Annotated in this window: 16 protein-coding genes; 12 read left to right on the top strand and 4 right to left on the bottom strand. The window is 61.4% G+C overall.

Going from position 1 to position 18,714, the window contains the following annotated elements; genetic code table 11:
* Positions 1-88 precede the first annotated feature (88 nt).
* From ribE to CAF65_RS22070, 8 genes are all read left to right on the top strand, one after another.
* Complete coding sequence (gene ribE, locus CAF65_RS22105) at positions 89-565, top strand: 6,7-dimethyl-8-ribityllumazine synthase (RefSeq protein ID WP_003228649.1); 477 nt, start codon at positions 89-91, stop codon at positions 563-565.
* Entirely contained in the window at positions 562-1,062 is a 501-nt protein-coding gene (gene nusB, locus CAF65_RS22100; protein ID WP_007933632.1) for a transcription antitermination factor NusB, read from the top strand. The genes ribE and nusB overlap by 4 nt, the downstream gene beginning before the upstream one ends.
* A gap of 28 nt (positions 1,063-1,090) precedes the next feature.
* A complete protein-coding gene (gene thiL / locus CAF65_RS22095) occupies positions 1,091-2,056 on the top strand; it encodes a thiamine-phosphate kinase (protein ID WP_085718198.1) in 966 nt (321 codons plus the stop codon).
* A complete protein-coding gene (locus CAF65_RS22090; RefSeq protein WP_085718197.1) occupies positions 2,053-2,556 on the top strand; it encodes a phosphatidylglycerophosphatase A in 504 nt (167 codons plus the stop codon). Before thiL ends, CAF65_RS22090 begins: the two co-directional genes overlap by 4 nt.
* A gap of 52 nt (positions 2,557-2,608) precedes the next feature.
* Positions 2,609-3,346 carry an ABC transporter substrate-binding protein gene (locus CAF65_RS22085; RefSeq protein ID WP_085718196.1) on the top strand — a complete coding sequence of 246 codons (738 nt, stop codon included), beginning with the start codon at positions 2,609-2,611 and terminating at the stop codon, positions 3,344-3,346.
* A gap of 134 nt (positions 3,347-3,480) precedes the next feature.
* The gene (ribA, locus tag CAF65_RS22080) at positions 3,481-4,098 is read left to right on the top strand and encodes a GTP cyclohydrolase II (protein ID WP_008018152.1); all 618 of its coding nucleotides are present in this window, start codon (positions 3,481-3,483) and stop codon (positions 4,096-4,098) included.
* Positions 4,095-4,514 carry an MFS transporter gene (locus CAF65_RS22075; protein ID WP_085718195.1) on the top strand — a complete coding sequence of 140 codons (420 nt, stop codon included), beginning with the start codon at positions 4,095-4,097 and terminating at the stop codon, positions 4,512-4,514. The genes ribA and CAF65_RS22075 overlap by 4 nt, the downstream gene beginning before the upstream one ends.
* The gene (locus CAF65_RS22070; protein ID WP_085718194.1) at positions 4,514-5,314 is read left to right on the top strand and encodes a cobalamin-binding protein; all 801 of its coding nucleotides are present in this window, start codon (positions 4,514-4,516) and stop codon (positions 5,312-5,314) included. Before CAF65_RS22075 ends, CAF65_RS22070 begins: the two co-directional genes overlap by 1 nt.
* Positions 5,315-5,423: 109 nt before the next feature.
* Here CAF65_RS22070 and CAF65_RS22065 read toward each other — a convergent pair whose 3' ends face one another.
* The 4 genes from CAF65_RS22065 to CAF65_RS22050 all read right to left on the bottom strand — a co-directional run bounded on the left by CAF65_RS22065 (position 5,424) and on the right by CAF65_RS22050 (position 10,581).
* The gene (locus CAF65_RS22065) at positions 5,424-7,307 is read right to left on the bottom strand and encodes a TonB-dependent receptor domain-containing protein (protein WP_085718193.1); all 1,884 of its coding nucleotides are present in this window, start codon (positions 7,305-7,307) and stop codon (positions 5,424-5,426) included.
* A gap of 157 nt (positions 7,308-7,464) precedes the next feature.
* Positions 7,465-9,363, bottom strand: a complete 1,899-nt coding sequence (gene dxs, locus CAF65_RS22060) for a 1-deoxy-D-xylulose-5-phosphate synthase (RefSeq protein WP_085718192.1) — start codon at positions 9,361-9,363, stop codon at positions 7,465-7,467.
* A gap of 91 nt (positions 9,364-9,454) precedes the next feature.
* The gene (ispA, locus tag CAF65_RS22055) at positions 9,455-10,342 is read right to left on the bottom strand and encodes a (2E,6E)-farnesyl diphosphate synthase (protein ID WP_008018147.1); all 888 of its coding nucleotides are present in this window, start codon (positions 10,340-10,342) and stop codon (positions 9,455-9,457) included.
* On the bottom strand, positions 10,339-10,581 hold the full coding sequence (locus tag CAF65_RS22050) for an exodeoxyribonuclease VII small subunit (RefSeq protein WP_007970180.1): 243 nt from the start codon (positions 10,579-10,581) through the stop codon (positions 10,339-10,341). Before CAF65_RS22050 ends, ispA begins: the two co-directional genes overlap by 4 nt.
* Before the next feature lie 387 nt (positions 10,582-10,968).
* Between CAF65_RS22050 and CAF65_RS22045 the strand changes: the two genes are divergently transcribed.
* The 4 genes from CAF65_RS22045 to CAF65_RS22030 are packed head-to-tail and all read left to right on the top strand — an operon-like array spanning position 10,969 to position 18,709.
* Complete coding sequence (locus CAF65_RS22045; RefSeq protein WP_085718191.1) at positions 10,969-11,760, top strand: YfaP family protein; 792 nt, start codon at positions 10,969-10,971, stop codon at positions 11,758-11,760.
* Positions 11,761-11,799: 39 nt separating this feature from the next.
* The gene (locus tag CAF65_RS22040) at positions 11,800-13,512 is read left to right on the top strand and encodes a DUF2138 domain-containing protein (protein ID WP_085718190.1); all 1,713 of its coding nucleotides are present in this window, start codon (positions 11,800-11,802) and stop codon (positions 13,510-13,512) included.
* Positions 13,509-14,147 (top strand): DUF1175 domain-containing protein, encoded by a 639-nt coding sequence (locus tag CAF65_RS22035; RefSeq protein ID WP_085718189.1) that lies wholly within the window; start codon positions 13,509-13,511, stop codon positions 14,145-14,147. The genes CAF65_RS22040 and CAF65_RS22035 overlap by 4 nt, the downstream gene beginning before the upstream one ends.
* The gene (locus tag CAF65_RS22030; RefSeq protein WP_085718188.1) at positions 14,144-18,709 is read left to right on the top strand and encodes an alpha-2-macroglobulin; all 4,566 of its coding nucleotides are present in this window, start codon (positions 14,144-14,146) and stop codon (positions 18,707-18,709) included. The genes CAF65_RS22035 and CAF65_RS22030 overlap by 4 nt, the downstream gene beginning before the upstream one ends.
* The last annotated feature ends 5 nt before the right edge of the window (positions 18,710-18,714 follow it).

Below are 18,714 nucleotides of genomic sequence, written 5' to 3'. Positions count from 1 at the left end.
CCGGTCGTTTCCGGACTTGAATTCGCGGCAAATAAATCACCGAGGGGCGCGTACGAAACGCGTCCCGGCTCTTTAAGAGATCTAACGAATGACCCTGAAGACCATCGAAGGTACCTTCATCGCCCCTAAAGGCCGCTACGCTCTGGTAGTGGGCCGTTTCAACAGCTTCGTCGTTGAAAGCCTGGTCAGCGGTGCAGTTGATGCCCTGGTTCGCCACGGCGTAAGCGAAAGCGACATCACCATCATCCGCGCACCTGGCGCCTTCGAAATCCCGCTGGTTGCGCAGAAAGTCGCTCAAAAGGGCGAGTTTGCGGCAATCATCGCCCTGGGCGCAGTCATTCGTGGCGGCACTCCGCACTTCGAATACGTGGCTGGCGAGTGCACCAAGGGCCTGGCCCAGGTGTCCATGGAGTTTGGCGTACCGGTTGCATTCGGCGTGCTGACCGTTGACTCCATCGAGCAAGCCATCGAGCGTTCCGGCACCAAGGCCGGCAACAAAGGTGCTGAAGCTGCCCTGTCCGCTCTGGAAATGGTCAGCCTGCTGGCGCAGTTGGAGGCCAAGTGATTAGCGACGATAGCGATCGTTTCAACCCGCGCGATCCAAAGCCTGCGGATGCTGGCAAGCCATCGAAAAGCGCCAAGCGCCGCGAAGCCCGTCAGCTCGCGACTCAGGCGCTGTACCAATGGCACATGGCCAAGCAATCGCTGAACGAGATCGAAGCGCAGTTCCGGGTCGATAACGATTTCACCGATGTCGACGGCGCGTACTTCCGCGAAATCCTGCACGGGGTTCCGCAGTTCAAGACCGAAATCGACACCGCCCTCAAGCCTTGCCTGGACTTGACCATCGAAGAGCTCGACCCGGTTGAACTGGCGGTTCTGCGCCTGTCCACCTGGGAACTGCTCAAGCGCGTCGACGTGCCCTACCGCGTTGTGATCAACGAAGGTATCGAACTGGCCAAAGTCTTCGGTTCCACCGACGGCCACAAGTTCGTCAACGGTGTGCTCGACAAGCTGGCCCCGCGTCTGCGTGAAGCTGAAGTGAAGGCGTTCAAGCGCTGATCGGCGCTTGTAATGTCGACACGAAGCCATGGGCGAGTTTGAGCTGATCCGCAATTTCTTTGCCGCCGCGCCTTGTGCGCAGGGCGGCGAAGGTGTTGCCCTCGGGATTGGCGATGACTGCGCCTTGCTGGCTGTTCCTCCCGGGGAGCAGTTGGCGATTTCTACCGACACCCTCGTGGCCGGCGTGCATTTCGCCGACCCGTGCGATCCGTTTCTACTCGGTCAGCGCTCGCTGGCTGTGGCCGTCAGCGACCTGGCTGCCATGGGCGCCACCCCCGTTGCCTTTACCCTTGCCCTGACCTTGCCGACGGTGACCGCCGATTGGCTGCAAGCCTATGCCCGTGGTTTGAACCAGATGGCACAAAGCTGTGGCGTGGCGCTGGTGGGTGGTGACACGACCCGTGGGCCGCTGAGCCTGACCATGACCGTGTTCGGACGCGTGCCTGCCGGTCTGGCGCTGACCCGCAGCGGTGCGCAACCGGGCGACCTGTTGTGTGTGGGCGGCGACCTGGGCAATGCCGCTGGTGCCTTGCCACTGGTGCTCGGCCAGCGCACGGCCGAAGCGAGCATTGCCGAGCCGTTGCTGGCGCATTACTGGTCGCCGCAACCGCAGCTCGGCTTGGGTCAGGCGTTGCGTGGCAAGGCCACTTCGGCAATGGATATCTCCGATGGTCTGCTCGCTGATTGCGGGCATATCGCGCTGGCCTCGAAGGTCGGTATCGAAGTCGAGCGGGATCGTTTGCCTCTGTCGCAGAGCCTGGTCGATTTTCTCGGTCAATCGGACGCACAGGTTGCGGCCCTGAGCGGCGGCGACGATTACGTCCTGGTCTTCACCTTGCCGTCCGTCGAGTTACCGCTGTTGCTGGCCGACGGCTGGCCGATTCATGTGATCGGGCAGGTGGTGACGGGGCAGGGCGTGATGCTGCTGGATGCCGACGGCAAAGACATCACCCCGCAAACCCGGGGTTATCAACATTTTCGGGAGTCACCGTGACAGATCACCCCAAACAGGTCCCGGCGGCAAACGTACCGCCGTCGGTCTGGCGTAATCCATGGCATTTCCTGGCGTTCGGCTTTGGCTCGGGCACCTTGCCAAAGGCGCCCGGCACTTGGGGCTCATTGGTTGCGCTGCCCTTTATCCCGTTGTGGCAGATGCTGCCCGACTGGGGTTACTGGCTGATGCTGGGCATCACCATGTTGTTCGGCTTCTGGCTGTGCGGCAAAGTGGCCGACGATTTGCGGGTGCATGACCACGAAGGCATCGTCTGGGACGAAATGGTCGGGATGTGGATCACCCTGTGGCTGGTGCCGGAAGGTTGGCAGTGGTTGCTGGCGGGCTTCTTGATGTTCCGCTTCTTCGACATACTCAAGCCGTGGCCGATTCGCTGGATTGACCGGCATGTACATGGCGGCGTTGGCATCATGCTCGATGATGTCCTGGCCGGGGTGTTCGCCTGGTTGGCGATGCAGGGACTGGTGTGGATTTTCGCCTGACTTATAGGTCATGAGGCGTTAAGTGGGAGTGCTTTAACTGAGAGAACTAAGGATGGCTCGACGCGGGTTGATGGTGCTGGTGTTCGCCTTGTTTTGCTCGCTCGCCCAGGCGGGGGAGGCCGCGACTACGCCATCGGTGATTCACCTGGCCAGCGAAGAATGGGAAAACTACACCGCCGCCGATGGTCATGGGCTGGGCTGGGACGTGCTGCGGCAGGTCTTTGAGCCTGCGGGCGTCAAGCTGGACATCCGTACCGAGCCTTACATGCGTTCCATGGGCCTGGCCCAGCGCGGGGAAGTGGACGCCTGTGTCGGATCCTATCGCGACGGGCCAGACGAACTGCTCTATCCGCGCTGGAATTTCGACACCGATCACATCTATGCTTTGGGCCTGGCCAGCGGTCCGGTACCCACCCCGGAAACCCTGGGAAATTATCGTCTGGCCTGGGTCCGTGGCTACGATTACCAGCATTACTTGCCCAATGTGCGCCACTTCGACGAGGTGATGCGGCGTACCGGCATCGTGTCGATGCTGACCCACAATCGTGCTGACTTCTATATCGATGCCCTGACTGAAGTCGATGATGTCATCAGTCGGGCCAAGGATCCGTCCCAGCTGCGGCGTACCCATATCGCAGAGTTGCCGCTGTACCTGTGTTTCGCCAAGACTCCGAAGGCGCGCACGTTAATGGCCCTGTTCGACCAGCGCATGGAGCAACTGGTGAAAAGCGGCGAGCTGAAACCGATCTTCGAGCGCTGGAAACAGCCTTATCCGTTTGATTCGAAATGAAGGGCTGACACGGAGCCCCTGATATCAAACTTTTTGATAGTTATCGCCGATAATTCAGCCTAAGCGTCGCCCGGAACCTGCTGTTACAATGCCGGCTCTGCGAATCTTCAGACTTTTAGATCAGGAGCACACCGGTGCCTGTCGTTTTTGTCGCCGCTTCCAAGCTGCCAACGCCTTTTGCGCAATTCACCATGCACGGCTTTCTCGATGAAGCCTCCGGCCGCGAGCACGTTGTGCTGAGCCTGGGTGATTTCGCCGACGGTGCCCCGGTACTCGGCCGGTTGCACTCCGAATGCCTGACGGGCGATGCTTTGTTCAGCCAGCGTTGCGACTGCGGCTCGCAACTGGAAGCTGCCTTGCAGGCGATTGCCCGTGAAGGTCGTGGCGTGTTGCTGTACTTGCGTCAGGAAGGCCGCGGCATTGGCCTGCTGAACAAGATCCGTGCCTATGAGCTGCAGGACGGTGGCGCCGATACCGTTGAAGCCAACGAGCGTCTGGGCTTTGCCGCCGACCAGCGTGACTATGCCATGTGCCTGCCGATGCTGGAGCACCTGGGCGTGAAGTCCCTGCGCCTGATGACCAACAACCCGCGTAAGGTCAAAGCCTTGACCGACATGGGGATCGTGGTCGCCGAGCGCGTGCCGCTGCACACCGGCCACAACCCGCATAACCGACTCTACCTGGCGACCAAGGCCAGCAAGCTCGACCACATGATGGGTAACGAGCATCAGGGCGAGGTAGACCGGGCGTGACCCGCGGTCAGGTTCGTCGGCGACTGTCCGTCAGCTGGTGGAAGTACCTGGCACTGGCCTTGTTGCCGCTGTTGGTGATCAACGCGGTGTTCGGCCAGAGCGAAGCCATCCTGCCGGTGCTGGCGATGCCGTTGTTCATCGCCGGAGTCGCCTCGATGTTTGTCAGCCTGAAGTTTTTCGGCGCCTACAAACACGCGCTGATCGCCACTCAGAAAGCTCTTGATACCCCTGAAGAACCTGGCGCCTGGATCAGTCTGGCGGCCAAGCGGCGCACGGCATTCCTCGCCGCCGGCCTGCCGGCCTGGATTGCTGCCCTGGCGGTGTTCGTCGGTCTTGAAGCGGTACCGCTGATGCTGCTGGCGCTGTCGACCGCGGTGCTGTTCTACCTCTACCGTATTCCGCGTCAACTCGGTTGATGCGCGCGGTCTGGCTGGCGGTTTTGCTGCTGGCCGCAAGTAGCTCGGCCATGGCGCTCGAGCGGGTTGTCAGCCTGGCACCGTCGCTCTCTGAAATCGTCGTGGAACTGGGTTCTGCCGACCTCCTGGTCGGTGTGCTGGACGCCGGTGAACGACCTGCCGAACTCAAGAACCTGCCCTCCGTTGGCCGCTATGGCCAGCTGGACGTGGAGCGCTTGCTCAGCCTGAACCCCGATCTGTTGCTGCTATGGCCCGGTAGTGTCGGCCCGGCCCAGCGCGACCAGCTCAAGCGCCTGAATATTCCTACCTACGTCGCCGAACCACACAGCCTGGATCAGCTTACCGCGCAGATCGAGGCTATTGCCGCTCAGCTCGGCCGGCCTGAGCGGGGAATTTCATTGGCCAGCGATTTGCGCCGACGACTGGGTGAACTGCGTCAGCGTTATCGCCGAGATAAGCCGTTACGCGTGTTCTATCAGGTCTGGGATCGGCCGCTGTATACGGTTGGCGGCGAGCAGATCATCAGTGATGCGCTGGAGGTCTGCGGTGCCAAAAACGTGTTTGCCGACCTGAAATTGCCGGCACCGCAAGTCAGTGTGGAAGCTGTGTTGCAGCGTAATCCCGAGGTGATTCTGGCCGGCGAACAGGCGCAGCTTGATGCGTGGAAAGCCTGGTCACAGGTGAAGGCGGTGGCGAACGGACAATTGCGCCTGGTGACGGACAAGGGGTTGGAGCGGCCGAGCGGGCAGATGATCGAGGCAACCGCAAAACTGTGTCAGATGATCGCGCCCGACCGCTAAGACCGCGCCGCCCGCATCGCGAGCAGGCTCGCTCCCACAAAGATCACACTGAGCCTGTGGGAGCGAGCTTGCTCGCGAAGAGGTCCACCCAAGCACCACAAATTTCGGATCAGAGCTCCGGCGTCCACGTCACCCCGAACATCAACGCCCGGCCTTCCTCGCGATACCCGTACTGGCTACCCTGGTAGCTGTACAGCACCCGGCTGTAACCCTTGTCCAGCAGGTTGTCGACCTTCAGCTCCAGCCTGATTGCACGATTGAGTTCCCAACTGCTGCGCAGTCCCAACAAGGCATAGCCGCCGAGCGGTTGTTGATTGTTCAGGTCGTCATAGCTGCTGCTGACCGCTTGCCAACTGGCACCGAGGCCCAGGCGTTCGAACTGCCGGTCCAGGTCCCAGCTCAAAGTGCGCCGTGCGCGACGAGCCAGGGTGTGGCCTGTGTCGCGGTCGCGCGGGTCGATGATCGCCACGCCGAGATTGCTCTGCCAGTCGAACAGCTCCTGCTTCAGCGCTGCTTCGAAGCCGTTGATTCGCGCCGAGGCAACGTTCTCGGGGCGCGAGTTGCTGCCGAAGATGATCGCGTCTTCAAGGTCGGTGCGATACAGCGATGTCTCCAGGCGACTGCTCTCGGTCAATTGGCTGCGCCACTGCAGCTCATAGCTTTTCGAGGTTTCAGGCTTCAGGTCCGGGTTGCTGAAATCGGGGTAGTACAGATCGTTGAACGTCGGTGCGCGGAAGCCTTCGCTGTAGGTCAGCAGCACTTCGTTGTCCGGGTTCAGCGGCAGAGTGAAGGTGCCGCTCCAGGTATTCTGGCTGCCGAACTGCTGGTTATCGTCGTGACGCAGGCCCAACTCCGTGGAGAAACTGTCCGCCTCAAAGCGATGCTGGATAAACGCGGCGCGGTTCCAGCGGCTGTCTTCGTCGTATGCCGTGCTGCTGTTGATCCGGTCTTCATACCAATCGCCGCCAAGCAGCAGGCTGTTGTGCTCGTTGATCGTAAGGTCGTTCTGCCAGGTCACCGAGTTGCGATACGTGTTGAACACCGTGCGTTCATCGCTGAGCTTGTCGAGGGTCTTCTCGCGGTTTTCACTGTGGCCGACATCTACGCGGGTTTTCCAGAGGTCGTTGATCCGTGCATCGACATAGCTGCTGACGCTGCTCACATCGAAGTCGCTGAAGGGCTGTTGCTGGTAAGACTGTTTCGTCTGGTCATCGTAACGACCGAACGGGTTGTCGAACTCGCTCTTGCCACGGTTATCCAGCACGTTGGCGCCGATCTCGATGTCATCGCTGAGCACGTGGCTCAAGTTCAGGCTGAGCGACTTGTTGCGGTATTCGTCATGGTCGCCGTCGCTGGGGTATGACTCGTGAGTGCGATTGATCCCGGCGGTTTCGTCGAGGCTGGCGCCGAGGTTGAAGCGGGTTCGCTCATCACCGCCGGACAGGCCAACGCTACGCTCCCACGTCTGGTTGCTGCCAAAACCCGTATGCAGTCGAGGCTGCAGGCCCTGCTCGCCGCCACGGCGGGTGAAGATCTGGACCACCCCACCAATCGCATCGCTGCCATAAATCACCGATCGGGAGCCGCGCAGCACTTCCACGCGCTCGACCTGCTCGATGTTGATGTGTTGCAGGTTGCTGTCGCCGGAGGTCGAACTGCCGATGCGCTGTCCGTCCACCAACACCAGGCTCTGGGCCGACTGGGTGCCGCGGATGTAGACCCCCGGAAGACTGCCGCGCCCGCCGGTCTGCGAGACTTGCACGCCCGGCACCCGACGCAACAGATCCGTGACGCTATCGGGCTGCAGGCGATCAATGTCTTCGCGGGTGAATACGGTATTGGCGGCGCTGCTGTCGTTGCGTGCTTCGACCTGACGGTTGGCACTGATCAGCACGTCGGGCAGTTTCAGGGCCTGGTCGCGTTCGAAGGTGTCGGCCAGCAGATGGCCGGCCGGCAGCAGGGTCAGCACCAGGGCGAGGGGGGAGCGCTTCATTGGTAGTCCGTTGGTGCTTTGGGGCGAATACAGTTTTGATAGGCGCTGAAAACTACTGTGGGAGCGAGGTTGCTCGCGATAGCGGTATATCAGTCAGCATCTGAGTTGACTGACAGGCCGCCATCGCGAGCAAGCTCGCTCCCACAGGGGTTTGCGTTTAGATGTTGAGCAGTTGCAGGCGCTCGCGAATGGACGCTTCGATTCCGGCCTCGTCCAGTCCACACTCGGCCAGCATTTGCGCAGGCTTGGCGTGTTCGACGTAGATGTCCGGCAAGCCCAGGTGCAGCATCGACTTGAGGATGTTTTCGCGGGCGAGGAATTCGCTGACCGCGCCACCGGCGCCGCCCATGATGGCGTTTTCTTCGACAGTCACCAGCAGATCGTGGCTTGCCGCGATTTCACGCACCAGTCCTTCATCCAATGGTTTGACGAAACGCATGTCGACCACGGTGGCATCCAGCGTCTCGGCAACTTTCAGCGCCTCGGCCAGTTGCACGCCGAACACCAGCAGGGCGACTTTGTTGCCCTGGCGGCGGACTACGCCTTTGCCGATCTCGATCGGTTCGAGGTTTTTCTCGATGGTCGCGTTCGGGCCATTACCGCGTGGATAACGCACGGCCGCCGGGCCTTCATACAGGTGGCCGGTGGTGAGCATTTTGCGCAGCTCGTTTTCATCGCTCGGGGTCATCACCAGCATGCCGGGGATGCAGCGCAGGTACGAAAGATCGAAACTTCCGGCGTGGGTCGGACCGTCTTCGCCCACCAGGCCTGCGCGGTCGATGGCGAACAGTACGTCGAGGTTCTGCACCGCGACGTCATGCACCAACTGGTCGTAGCCGCGCTGCAGGAAAGTCGAATAAATCGCTACCACGGGTTTGGCGCCTTCGCAGGCCATGCCGGCCGCGAGGGTGACGGCGTGCTGCTCGGCAATGGCCACGTCGAAGTAACGCAGCGGGAAGCGTTCGCTGAACGCAACCAGGTCCGAGCCTTCTTTCATCGCCGGGGTAATCCCGACCAGACGCGGATCGGCAGCCGCCATGTCGCACAACCATTCGCCGAACACGCCGGAATATTTCGGTCCACTGGCCTTTTTCGGCGCGGCGGCCGGGGCGTCCAGGGGTTCGAGTTTGGTGATGGCGTGGTAACCGATCGGGTCGACTTCCGCCGGGGCGAAGCCTTTGCCTTTCTTGGTGACCACGTGCAGGAACTGCGGACCTTTCAGGTCGCGCATGTTGCGCAGGGTGGCGATCAGGGTCGGCAGGTCGTGGCCATCGATCGGGCCGATGTAGTTCCAGCCCAGCTCTTCGAACAGGGTGCCGGGAACCAGCATGCCCTTGGCATATTCCTCGGTGCGACGCGCGATTTCCCAGGCACCGGGCAGGCGCGACAGCACTTTCTTGCTGCCTTCGCGCATGCTCGCGTAGGTGCGGCTGGAAAGGATCTTGGCCAGATAGTTCGACAATCCACCAACGTTGCGCGAGATCGACATGTCGTTGTCGTTGAGGATCACCAGCATGTTGGCGTCCACTTCCGGCGCGTGGTTCAGTGCCTCGAACGCCATGCCTGCGGTCAACGCACCGTCGCCGATCACCGCGATGGCCTTGCGATCACTGTTTTGCAGGCGGGCGGCAATTGCCATGCCCAGCGCGGCACTGATCGACGTGCTGGAGTGGCCGACGCCAAAGGTGTCGTATTCGCTCTCGGAGCGGCGCGGGAATGCCGCGACGCCGTCCTTCTGGCGCAGGGTGCCCATGCGCTCGCGGCGACCGGTGAGGATCTTGTGCGGATAAGCCTGATGACCCACGTCCCACACCAGCCGGTCGTCCGGGGTGTCGAAGACGTAATGCAGCGCGATGGTCAGCTCGATGACGCCCAGGCCTGCACCGAAATGCCCACCGGTCTGGCCGACCGTGTAGAGCAATTCCAGGCGCAACTCATCGGCCAGGGTTTCCAGCTCGGCTTCGCCTAACCGGCGCAGGCCGTCCGGCGTGTTCGCGCGGTCGAGCAGGGGCGTGGTCGGGCGCTTGCGGGGAATCTCATGAAACGTCGTGGGCATCAGGCGAATCGTTATAGGTATAAAAGATGCGGCAGTTTACCTGATGCATCGTCCCCTGCCCACGCGTTGGTCTTTTTTGGCGGATTCGCCGTCAGCTGCGGCGATCGACGATATACCGGGCCAGATCACGCAGCGGCTCGGCCGCTGCGTCAAACGGTCGCAGGGCGTGCAGGGCCTGGTCGCGCAGCTCCAGGGCATAGGCTTTGGCTGCGTCGAGGCCGAGCAGGGCCGGGTAGGTCGGTTTGTCCCGGGCAATGTCGGCGCCCTGGCGTTTGCCGAGGGTTTCGGTATCGCTTTCGACGTCGAGAATGTCGTCCTGCACCTGGAATGCCAGACCGATGGCCTGTGCATAAGCCTGCAGGGACTTGAGTTCGTCTTTCTCGGCACGGCCGCTGGCCAGGGCACCGAGCTTGACGCTGACCTCGATCAACGCGCCGGTCTTGTGCCTGTGCATGTACTCGAGGGCTTTCTGATCAAGCTTCAGACCGACCGAACCGAGGTCGATGGCCTGACCGCCGACCATGCCCGCCGGGCCTGCCGCCAGTGCCAGGGCGCTGACCATTTGCAGGCGGATTTCGGCATCCGACGCGCTCAGGCGTGGGTCAAGCAGGGCGCTGAAGGCCAGGCTCTGCAAGCCGTCACCGGCGAGGATCGCGCAGGCTTCATCGAATTTCTTGTGGGTGGTTGGCTGGCCACGGCGCAGATCGTCATCGTCCATCGCCGGCAAATCGTCATGCACCAGCGAATAAGCGTGGATCAATTCCACCGCACAGGCCGCACCGTTGGCTTGCTCGGCCTTGCCGCCCAACGCTTCGCACGCGGCATAGGCCAGCAGTGGACGCACGCGTTTGCCGCCATTCATCACGCTGTAGCGCATGGCTTCGTACAGCCGCGCCAGCTCGGGGCTGGGTGCGGTGAACAGAGTTTCCAGCGCTGCGTTGACGCGGGCCTGGCTGGTGGCCGAGTACGCTGCAATCATTCTGGCTGATCCGCGTCGAAGGGTTCCTCGGCCAACTCGCCATCACGCTCGAGCAGCACCTGGACCTTTTGTTCGGCCTGGGCTAGCGCCGCCTGGCAATCGCGGGTCAGACCAATGCCTTGCTCGAAAGCGGCCAGCGAGTCCTCCAGCGACAATTCGCCATTCTCCAGACGCTCCACCAGCGTTTGCAGGTCGGCGAGGGACTGTTCGAAATCCAGTGCAGCTTTTTTGCGGGCCATGGCGGCGATTTCCGGTTGACGTTAAACCGGCGCGACACTAGCAGATAGGGGGTTTATGGGCAAATGAGCGGGGGTGTTTGGTGCATCGGTGTCAGGCCTCAGGTTTACGCCTCATCGGGGTATTTGATCTGGTACCGGGTACTGTACTTGATGCTCTAGAGAGGATGAGCCGATTGGAAAGGCTATTCGGCTCACCGTCCACCGCGTGTCGTGAATCCATCCGCACTTTGAGACACGTCCGATTGTTAATAAGCACCCGAATGGCTAACCTTCGAGCCCTATACGACCCGGTAGTCACGGGGTCTTTCAGACGAAACGCAGTCTCCACATCTGTAATGCGCCCAGGATCAGGCGCAAGGTTTCGTCATGCATGGCAGGAGGCGTCACATGCGCTCATTTCTTTTGCTGCTGATCGGGTTGGCAACCGCGCCGGTGATTTTGGCCGCGCCGAATGCCGAGTTGTCGGAGCCGGTGGGCGGCTGGCGTTACAACGGCCTGCCGGACCGTGGCGAAAACCCGCAAGTCGCCTATCCCACGCCGCCGATAGACCGAGGTGTGCAGCGCAATCGCACGATGATCGAGGGCCGACTCAAGGCCATCGGCGCTCAGCGCGGGCCGCACACGTTGGCGGTCAACGGCAATCCACTGAATCTCTATACCGACGAGCAAGGGCGTTTTGCCCGGCCCTATGCGTTTGGTGCCGGTTCCAACAGCGTTGAAGTCCGCAGCGCCGAAGGCCAGTCCCTCAAGCGTGTCCAGTTCTATGAAGCCAACAACCTGCGCACGCCGGCAAAGATTCGCGTGGTGCTGGGCTGGGACGATCCGAAGGCAGAGCTCGACCTGCACATCGTCACGCCCGATGGCCAGCATGCCTTCTGGGCGCACCCGGCCTTGACCAATGGCGGCGGCCTCGACCCTGACGGCGTCGATGGCCCGGGTCCGGAAATGTTCACCATGACCGCACCGCTGCGTGGCACCTATCTGGTTTACGTGAACTATTGGGGCAACTTCGGCAGCGGCGGCTATAACTTCGATGAGACCAGCAACCAGAACGAGGTGATCACCTCGCAGATCAATCTGGTGCTCAACGAAAACACCGTCGATGAAAAACGCGAGACGTTCATCGTGCCCTTGCGCGCAATCGGCGACCTGCTGCTGGTCAAGACTTTCAACTACTAAGCATCCCCGCTCAACGGATGAACATCGGGTTTTGTGAACATGAGTGATAGCACTGTTACCCCAGCCGCTGGCGCCCCCGCGGCCAAATCTTCTCTGCATTGGCCGACGTTGCTGATCGGGTTATGCCTGGTCGTTGTCGTGGCCGGCGGGATCGGGTGGTTCATGCACAAGCCCAAGGCCCCGGCGCCTGCGTTGGCCAGTGACAAACTGGGTATGAGTCGCCCTGATGGCCTGCTGGAAACCCATTCCTTGAGCCAATTGCCCAAAGACCTGTTGGCAGTGCCGTTCCTCAAGGAAACCCTGACCGAAGAATTCGTTTTCTATTACGAAAACCACGCCGATCGCCTGGGGTTGATCGGCAGCCTGCGGCGGATCATCTACGAGCACGACCTGAAACTGCAGGACACCTTGATCGAGCAGTTGTTCGATCAGCCTGCCGACGTGGCGTTGTGGCGCGGGGCGGATGGGCGGCTCAAGGATTTCCTGCTGGTGATGGATCGCGGCGGGCTGGCCAAGGTGCTGGAGCCGCTGGCCAAAGTGGCGCTGGACGACTCGCAGCTGAGCAAAGTCGCTGACCTGAAGGTCGGTATCGAAGGCGTGGCGCTCTATCAACTCAATTACAACGCCAGCAAGGCGCTGCTTTTCGCGTCCCATGGCGACAAACTGGTAGTTCTGTCCAATCCGGCGAAACTCTACGATCCGCAAAGCGGTGCAACGGAGGAACCGGGCAGCGTGTCGACCACGGCCATTGCTGCGCTGCTCAATGGCGAAAAACTGTTTCCCGAAGCCTTCGGCCTGGTGCCTCGTGAGCCGCAAGTGAAACAGCGCCTGTCGGTGAATGCCAGCGTGTTGGCCATGGGTTACCAGCGTTTTATCCCGAACTTCGCCGGCCTGCGCTTCGACATGGACGACAAGGGCTGGCACAGCTTTCTGGCCATGGATGAACTGGAGAATCAGCCGGACTTCGATTTCAAACCGATCTGGCAAGCCATGCCCATGGGGGCCAGCGCTTGCGTAGCGTTGCCGCTGGCGGCCGAACAACAGAAACCGCTGCTGGTCAAACTCGGTGCCGAGGAGAAGGTAGCCCAGGCGCTGACAGAGCACATGGCGGGCGCGGCGGGCCTGTGCTGGTATGCCGATTCACGGTTGTACACGCCCTTGCTGGTGGCCAGCCTCAACGGTGACGACAGCGGCAAACTCGATGGCGATTTGGGCAAACTGTTCGGCTCGATGGTCGGTGCTTACGAGAACAACGTCGAAGACGGTGCCTTCCCGGTGGTGGAAAAACAGGCAGGCCAGAGCCGCCAGTGGCAACGCCAGGTCAGCTCCAGTTTCGGTCCCTATGTGGCCAAAGAGGCCGAAAACCCCGACGCTATCACCGGCAAGGCGTTCATGAAAGTCAGCTTGGTGCGCCACGGTTCAACGTTGCTGTTTTCCCTCGACGACAAGCTTGTGGACAAGGCCCTCGGCACCCTCGACAAACGCTTCCCGCCGATGGCCGACGTGGTGCCCAAAGACCTGCTGATGCCGGTCTATTTCGGCCCGGATTCCATGGCGCAACTGATGCAGCAGGAAACCCTCGACAGCCTGCCCCAGGACATGGAACCAGTGTTCTACAACGCCGCGCAAACCTGGCTGATCCCGAAACTGCGCAAGCTCGGCGGCTACGGTAAATACGCTCTGACCTTGCCTGAGGGCAGCGAGCCCGACGGCCACTGGCAGTGGCTGCCGCTGGAGTGGAAAGCCCTGTGACGGCATTGATCCGCAGTCTCGGCCTGCTGGCGTTATTGCTGAGCGCGGGCGCCCGAGCCGTTGAGACACCACCGCTCGACCCACAGCAGTCCCAGGTATTCCGCGCCTGGTTCGTGCGCATTGCCCAGGAGCAACTGAGCCAGGGCCCGAGCCCGCGTTGGTATCAGCAAGACTGCGCCGGGCTGGTGCGCTTCGCTGCTAACGAAGCGCTGAAAGTCCATGACGACAAATGGCTGCGCAGCAATGGCCTGTCCAATCGCTACCTGCCGCCGGAGCTGCGATTGAGTGATGCTCAACGCGGTCTCGCCCAGCAATGGCAGCAGGGCGGCGGCAAGGTCGGGCCGTACGTCAATGCGATCAAATTGATCCAGTTCAACAGCCATCTGGTCAGCCGCGATGTGGCCCAGGCACGCCCTGGCGACCTGATGTTTTTCGATCAGGGTGACGAACAGCACCTGATGATCTGGATGGGCCGTTACATCGCCTATCACACCGGCACCACCACACCCACCGACAACGGCATGCGTTCGGCAAGCCTGCAGCAACTCATGACATGGAAGGACACCCGATGGATACCCGACGCAGCCAACCCCAACTTCATCGGCGTCTATCGACTGAATTTTCTCTCCCAATGACCGGTGCCCGCATGCTGCGCCTGTGCTCGAAATTGCCGTTGCTGCTAGTCCTGTTGTTGTCCGTGTCGGTGGTCCGTGCGGACGATTCCGTTGCACCCAGCGGTTACACGCCGGTGGCCGGCGAGAGTTTTTTCCTGCTGGCCGACAGCAGTTTTGCCAGCGATGAACAGGCGATGGTGCGCCTTGAAGCGCCGGGCCGCGACTATCGCCGCTTCCGTATGGAACCCTACGGCGGTGCCGACATTCGGGTGTATCGCATCGACAAACCGCTGGATTTTCTCAAGCGCCAGAAGAACCTGCATCGGGTGGTCAGCGATGGCCAGTTCAAGGGTGAAGGTCTGTCCAACACCCTCGCTTACCTGTGGGACAACTGGTATCGCAAATCCCGTCGGGTGATGCAGCGGGCGTTTTCCTACGAGTCGCGTAAACAAGTCACCGAGGAAGTGCCGGAACTGAAGATGGGCAATGCGATGGCCGCGCCAACGCCCTACGATGCACAGCCGCAATTCGCGCTGATACCGGGTTTACCGGTGGTCAGCCAGTTCCGTTATCCGCTGTGGCAGGCCAAGCCGATCCAGCCACCTGACGGGGTGAACCTGGCCGGTTCTTCCAGTGAATTCGTCAGCGTCGCGCCGGGCAACGTGTACATCCCGCTGGGCAATCTCAAGCCGGGTCTTTATCTGGTGGAAGCGCTGATCGGCAAGTACCGCGCGACGACCATGGTGTTCGTCTCCAACACCGTGGCGGTGAGCAAGATTGCCAGTGACGAATTGCTGGTGTGGGCTGCGCGCAAACACGAAGGCAGCTCGGTGCCGAAGGTCAATGTGCTGTGGACCGATGGCCTCGGCGTGATGAGCAGCGGCGCCACGGATAGCGACGGCTTGCTGCGCCTGAAACACGTCAGCCCCGAGCGTTCGTTCGTGATCGGCGAAGACGAAGAGGGCGGGGTGTTCGTCTCCGAGAACTTCTACTACGACAGCGAAATATACGACACCAAACTTTATGCCTTCACCGACCGGCCGCTGTATCGGCCGGGGGATTGGGTGTCGCTGAAAATCGTCGGACGTGAATTCAAGAACGCACGGGACTCGGTGCAGCCAACCGCTGCCGACGTCAACGTGACCGTACTCGATGCGACCGGCACGGCGCTGCAATCCCTCGATCTGAAGCTCGATTCCAGGGCCGGCACCCAGGGCCGTTTCGAGTTGCCGGACAACGCTGTGGCCGGAGGTTATGAGCTGCGTTTCAACTACAGGGATCAGGCCTACAGCAGCGCCTTGCGCGTCGCTGAATACATCAAGCCGCACTTCGAGATTTCGCTCACTCTGGCCAAACAGGATTACCGTACCGGCGAACCGGTCAAGGGCAACCTGGTGCTGCTGTACCCGGACGGAAAACCGGTGGCCAATGCAAAATTGAACCTGAGTCTGCGCGCTCAACAGCTGTCGATGGTCGACAACGAACTGCAATACCTCGGGCAATTTCCGGTGGAACTGACCAGTACCGAACTGACCACCGATGCCAAGGGCAATGCGTCCCTCGATTTGCCGGCCGCCGACAAACCGAGTCGCTACATGCTCACGGTGTTTGCCAGCGATGGCGCGGCGTATCGGGTCAAGACCACCAAGGAAATCCTCATCGACCGCGGTGCGGCAAATTTCCGCTTGAGTGCCCCCCGGCGCTTCAGCGCGGTGGGTGACAAGGTTGCCTTCAGCTATACCCGCGAAGGCGAGCAGGTCGAAGCCGTTGCGCCTGGCAGTTACGGCTGGGTGCGCCTGGAGGACCAGAGCACCGGCGAAGGCAAGCTCGCGGCAACCGACCAGAGTTTCACCCTGGCCTTTGACCGGCCGGGCACCTACAACCTGACGCTCAAGGATGACCACGGTCGTGTGGTCGGCGCCACCGGGCATTCGGTTACCGGCGAAGGTGTCAAAGCCGTACCTGGCACGGTTGAAATCGTCCTCGATAAACCCGAGTACCAGGCCGGCGATGAAGCGCTGGCGTTGATCACTTTCCCGGAGCCGGTCAACGATGCCTTGCTGTCGCTGGAGCGGGACAAGGTCGAGGCGACTGCGTTGCTGGCCAGGGGCGGCGACTGGCTGAAGATGGAAAAACTCAGCGATACCCAATACCGCGCGCGCATCCTGGTGAAGGACGGTTTCGCACCGAACCTGACCTTCTCGGTGCTGTACACCAAGGGCGGCCAGTACAGCTTCCAGAACGCCGGCATCAAGGTGATAACGCCACAGATCGACGTGGCCATCGCCACTGATAAGGAAACCTATCAGCCGGGTGAAACCGTCTCGGTGGACCTGACCACCCGGTTCGCCGGCAAGCCGATGCCCGCGCACCTGACGGTCAGCGTGGTCGACGAAATGGTCTACGCCCTGCAACCTGAAGTCGCGCCGAGCATCGACCAGTTCTTCTATCACCCACGGCGCAATAACGTGCGCACCAGCGCCAGTCTGTCGTTCATCAGTTATGACGTCGCCTTGCCGGGCAGCCCCGGTGCACCGGGCAAAGCCAATCGCAGTGAGCGCGGTGTGAAGGTACTCGAGCGGCCGCGTCGCGAGGACGTCGACACGGCTGCGTGGCAACCTGAATTGCTGACCGATGCCAATGGCAAAACCCGCTTCACCTTCAAGATGCCCGATTCCCTGACCCGCTGGCGCATCACCGCCAGGGCCATTGCCGATGACGGTCAGGTCGGGCAGAAGAAGCAATTCGTACGCTCGGAAAAACCGCTGTACTTGAAGTGGAGCGGACCGAGCCGATTCCGCGCAGGCGACAAACCGGACCTCGGCGTATTTGCGTTCAGCCAGGCCGAGAAACCGGTCAAGGCCGAACTGGTGACTCATTACGCCGGCAACGAACAGCGCGTGCCGTTGACCTTGAACAGCGGCATCAATTACATCCCGTTGCCGGCCTTTGAGCTGGCGAATGGCGAATGGAGCGCCGAGCTGGTACAGGACGGCAAAACCGCTGATACCCTCGCGGTGCACCTGACCGCAACCGGTGAAGGCTGGCAAGTGACACAATCGCAGAGTCTTGAAGTGGGCGGCGGCGATACACCGCTGACATTGCCGGCAGACGCCAGTGATATTCGCCTGCGTCTGGATGACAGTCCGCAAGCGTTGTTCCGTTCTGCCCTCGACGACCTGTTGAGCTATCCCTACGGTGGCGTCGAGCAGACGGCCAGTCACCTGTTGCCGTTGAGCATCGCCTACCCGACGCTGGCGACGAATCCACAGATCCGCGATCGCTTGCGCCTGATCATGCAAAACAGTCGCCTGCGCCTGGTACAAATGGCCGGCCCTTCGGCATGCTTCACCTGGTGGGGCATGGACGGTGAGCCGGATGCATTCCTCACCGCCTACGCCTATTACGCCGACTGGCACGCCAGCCAGCTGCTGGAACTGAGCCTGCCGCCGGAGCATTGGCAGCGGGTGCTGGAGGTCTACGCCAAACAGGCGAACAACACGCCGCTGTTGCAGCGGGCGCTGATTCTGTCGTTCGCTAAACAGATGCAATTACCGGTGAACACCTTGCTCAGCGGTTTGATGGACGATCTGGCGAAGGCCGGCGAGGGTAATGCCGCCAACCTGCTGGAGGATGGCGAAGACAGCCTCGTCATGAGCGACCCGGATTCGGCGCTGGGCCTGGCCGCAGCACGCGTCTTGACCGCCTCGTTGGCCAAGCAGTCGAAGGTCAATCTACCGGACGCTTTCAAGCGACAACTGGGCGATGCGCAGCAGCGTCTGGCGGTCAGTTCGCAGCCGTTTGCCGAAGCACTGAACCTGCCGCAGCAACCCTTCGATCAGACGCAGGTTCAGGCATTGCTGCAACGTTTGCTGCCACAACAACCCACGCTGGAACGAGCGTTGGCGTTGACCTGGCTGCAACACAGCATCGAGCAGGCCGCGCCGGCCGTTGCTTTGAAGCCGGGCGAGGGCTGGAAGCCGGAACAGGGCGCTACTGGCGAAACCTATTGGGTGTGGCAAGGCGCGCAGTTGCCGGGCGTGTTGTCGCTGACCGGCGCGCAAGAGCGTCCGCTGCGTGCTGCATTGAGCTACCGGAGCCGGCAGCCGGCGGTCGATCCGATGGCCGTGACCATCACCCGTCGCCTGTCGCGACTGGTGCCGGGGGATGAAGCCTTCACCTTCAAGCTCGAAGCGGTCGGCAACGCGCCGTTGTCCAGCGATAACCTTTATCTCGACGAAGTGATCGTCACCAGCAAAGCCGCCAGACCGCTGCGCTATGGCCTGCTGGAAGTGCCATTGCCACCGGGCGCGGATGTCGAACGCACGACCTGGGGCATCAAGCTCATGGGCAAGGCTGGCACCGAGCCAACGGCGCTGGAGAAGGCGCGATTCGAACCAGGACAAATGGCTTACGCCGTTCCGGTCGACGCCTTGAGTGGCGAATTGCGTCTGCGGCATCTGGTGCGTTTCTCGCAGAAGGGGCAGTTCAACCTGCCACCGGTGCGATTCACCCAAGTGTATGTGCCGCAGCATCAGGCGATGGAACAAAAGCCAGTCCTGGGCCAGGTCACGGTTCACTGACGTGC

The sequence above is a fragment of the Pseudomonas sp. B28(2017) genome (genome assembly GCF_002113025.1).
Classification (GTDB): Bacteria; Pseudomonadota; Gammaproteobacteria; order Pseudomonadales; family Pseudomonadaceae; genus Aquipseudomonas.
This window is presented reverse-complemented; position numbering and strand designations above follow the sequence as displayed.

Coding starts and splice junctions, on each gene's coding strand:
- CAF65_RS22070 (WP_085718194.1), top strand. CDS start 4,514: ATGCGCGCGGTCTGGCTGGCGGTTTTGCTGCTGGCCGCAAGTAGCTCG.
- CAF65_RS22030 (WP_085718188.1), top strand. CDS start 14,144: ATGACCGGTGCCCGCATGCTGCGCCTGTGCTCGAAATTGCCGTTGCTG.
- dxs (WP_085718192.1), bottom strand. CDS start 9,363: ATGCCCACGACGTTTCATGAGATTCCCCGCAAGCGCCCGACCACGCCC.
- CAF65_RS22040 (WP_085718190.1), top strand. CDS start 11,800: ATGAGTGATAGCACTGTTACCCCAGCCGCTGGCGCCCCCGCGGCCAAA.
- ispA (WP_008018147.1), bottom strand. CDS start 10,342: ATGATTGCAGCGTACTCGGCCACCAGCCAGGCCCGCGTCAACGCAGCG.
- thiL (WP_085718198.1), top strand. CDS start 1,091: ATGGGCGAGTTTGAGCTGATCCGCAATTTCTTTGCCGCCGCGCCTTGT.
- CAF65_RS22045 (WP_085718191.1), top strand. CDS start 10,969: ATGCGCTCATTTCTTTTGCTGCTGATCGGGTTGGCAACCGCGCCGGTG.
- CAF65_RS22085 (WP_085718196.1), top strand. CDS start 2,609: ATGGCTCGACGCGGGTTGATGGTGCTGGTGTTCGCCTTGTTTTGCTCG.
- CAF65_RS22065 (WP_085718193.1), bottom strand. CDS start 7,307: ATGAAGCGCTCCCCCCTCGCCCTGGTGCTGACCCTGCTGCCGGCCGGC.
- CAF65_RS22050 (WP_007970180.1), bottom strand. CDS start 10,581: ATGGCCCGCAAAAAAGCTGCACTGGATTTCGAACAGTCCCTCGCCGAC.
- ribE (WP_003228649.1), top strand. CDS start 89: ATGACCCTGAAGACCATCGAAGGTACCTTCATCGCCCCTAAAGGCCGC.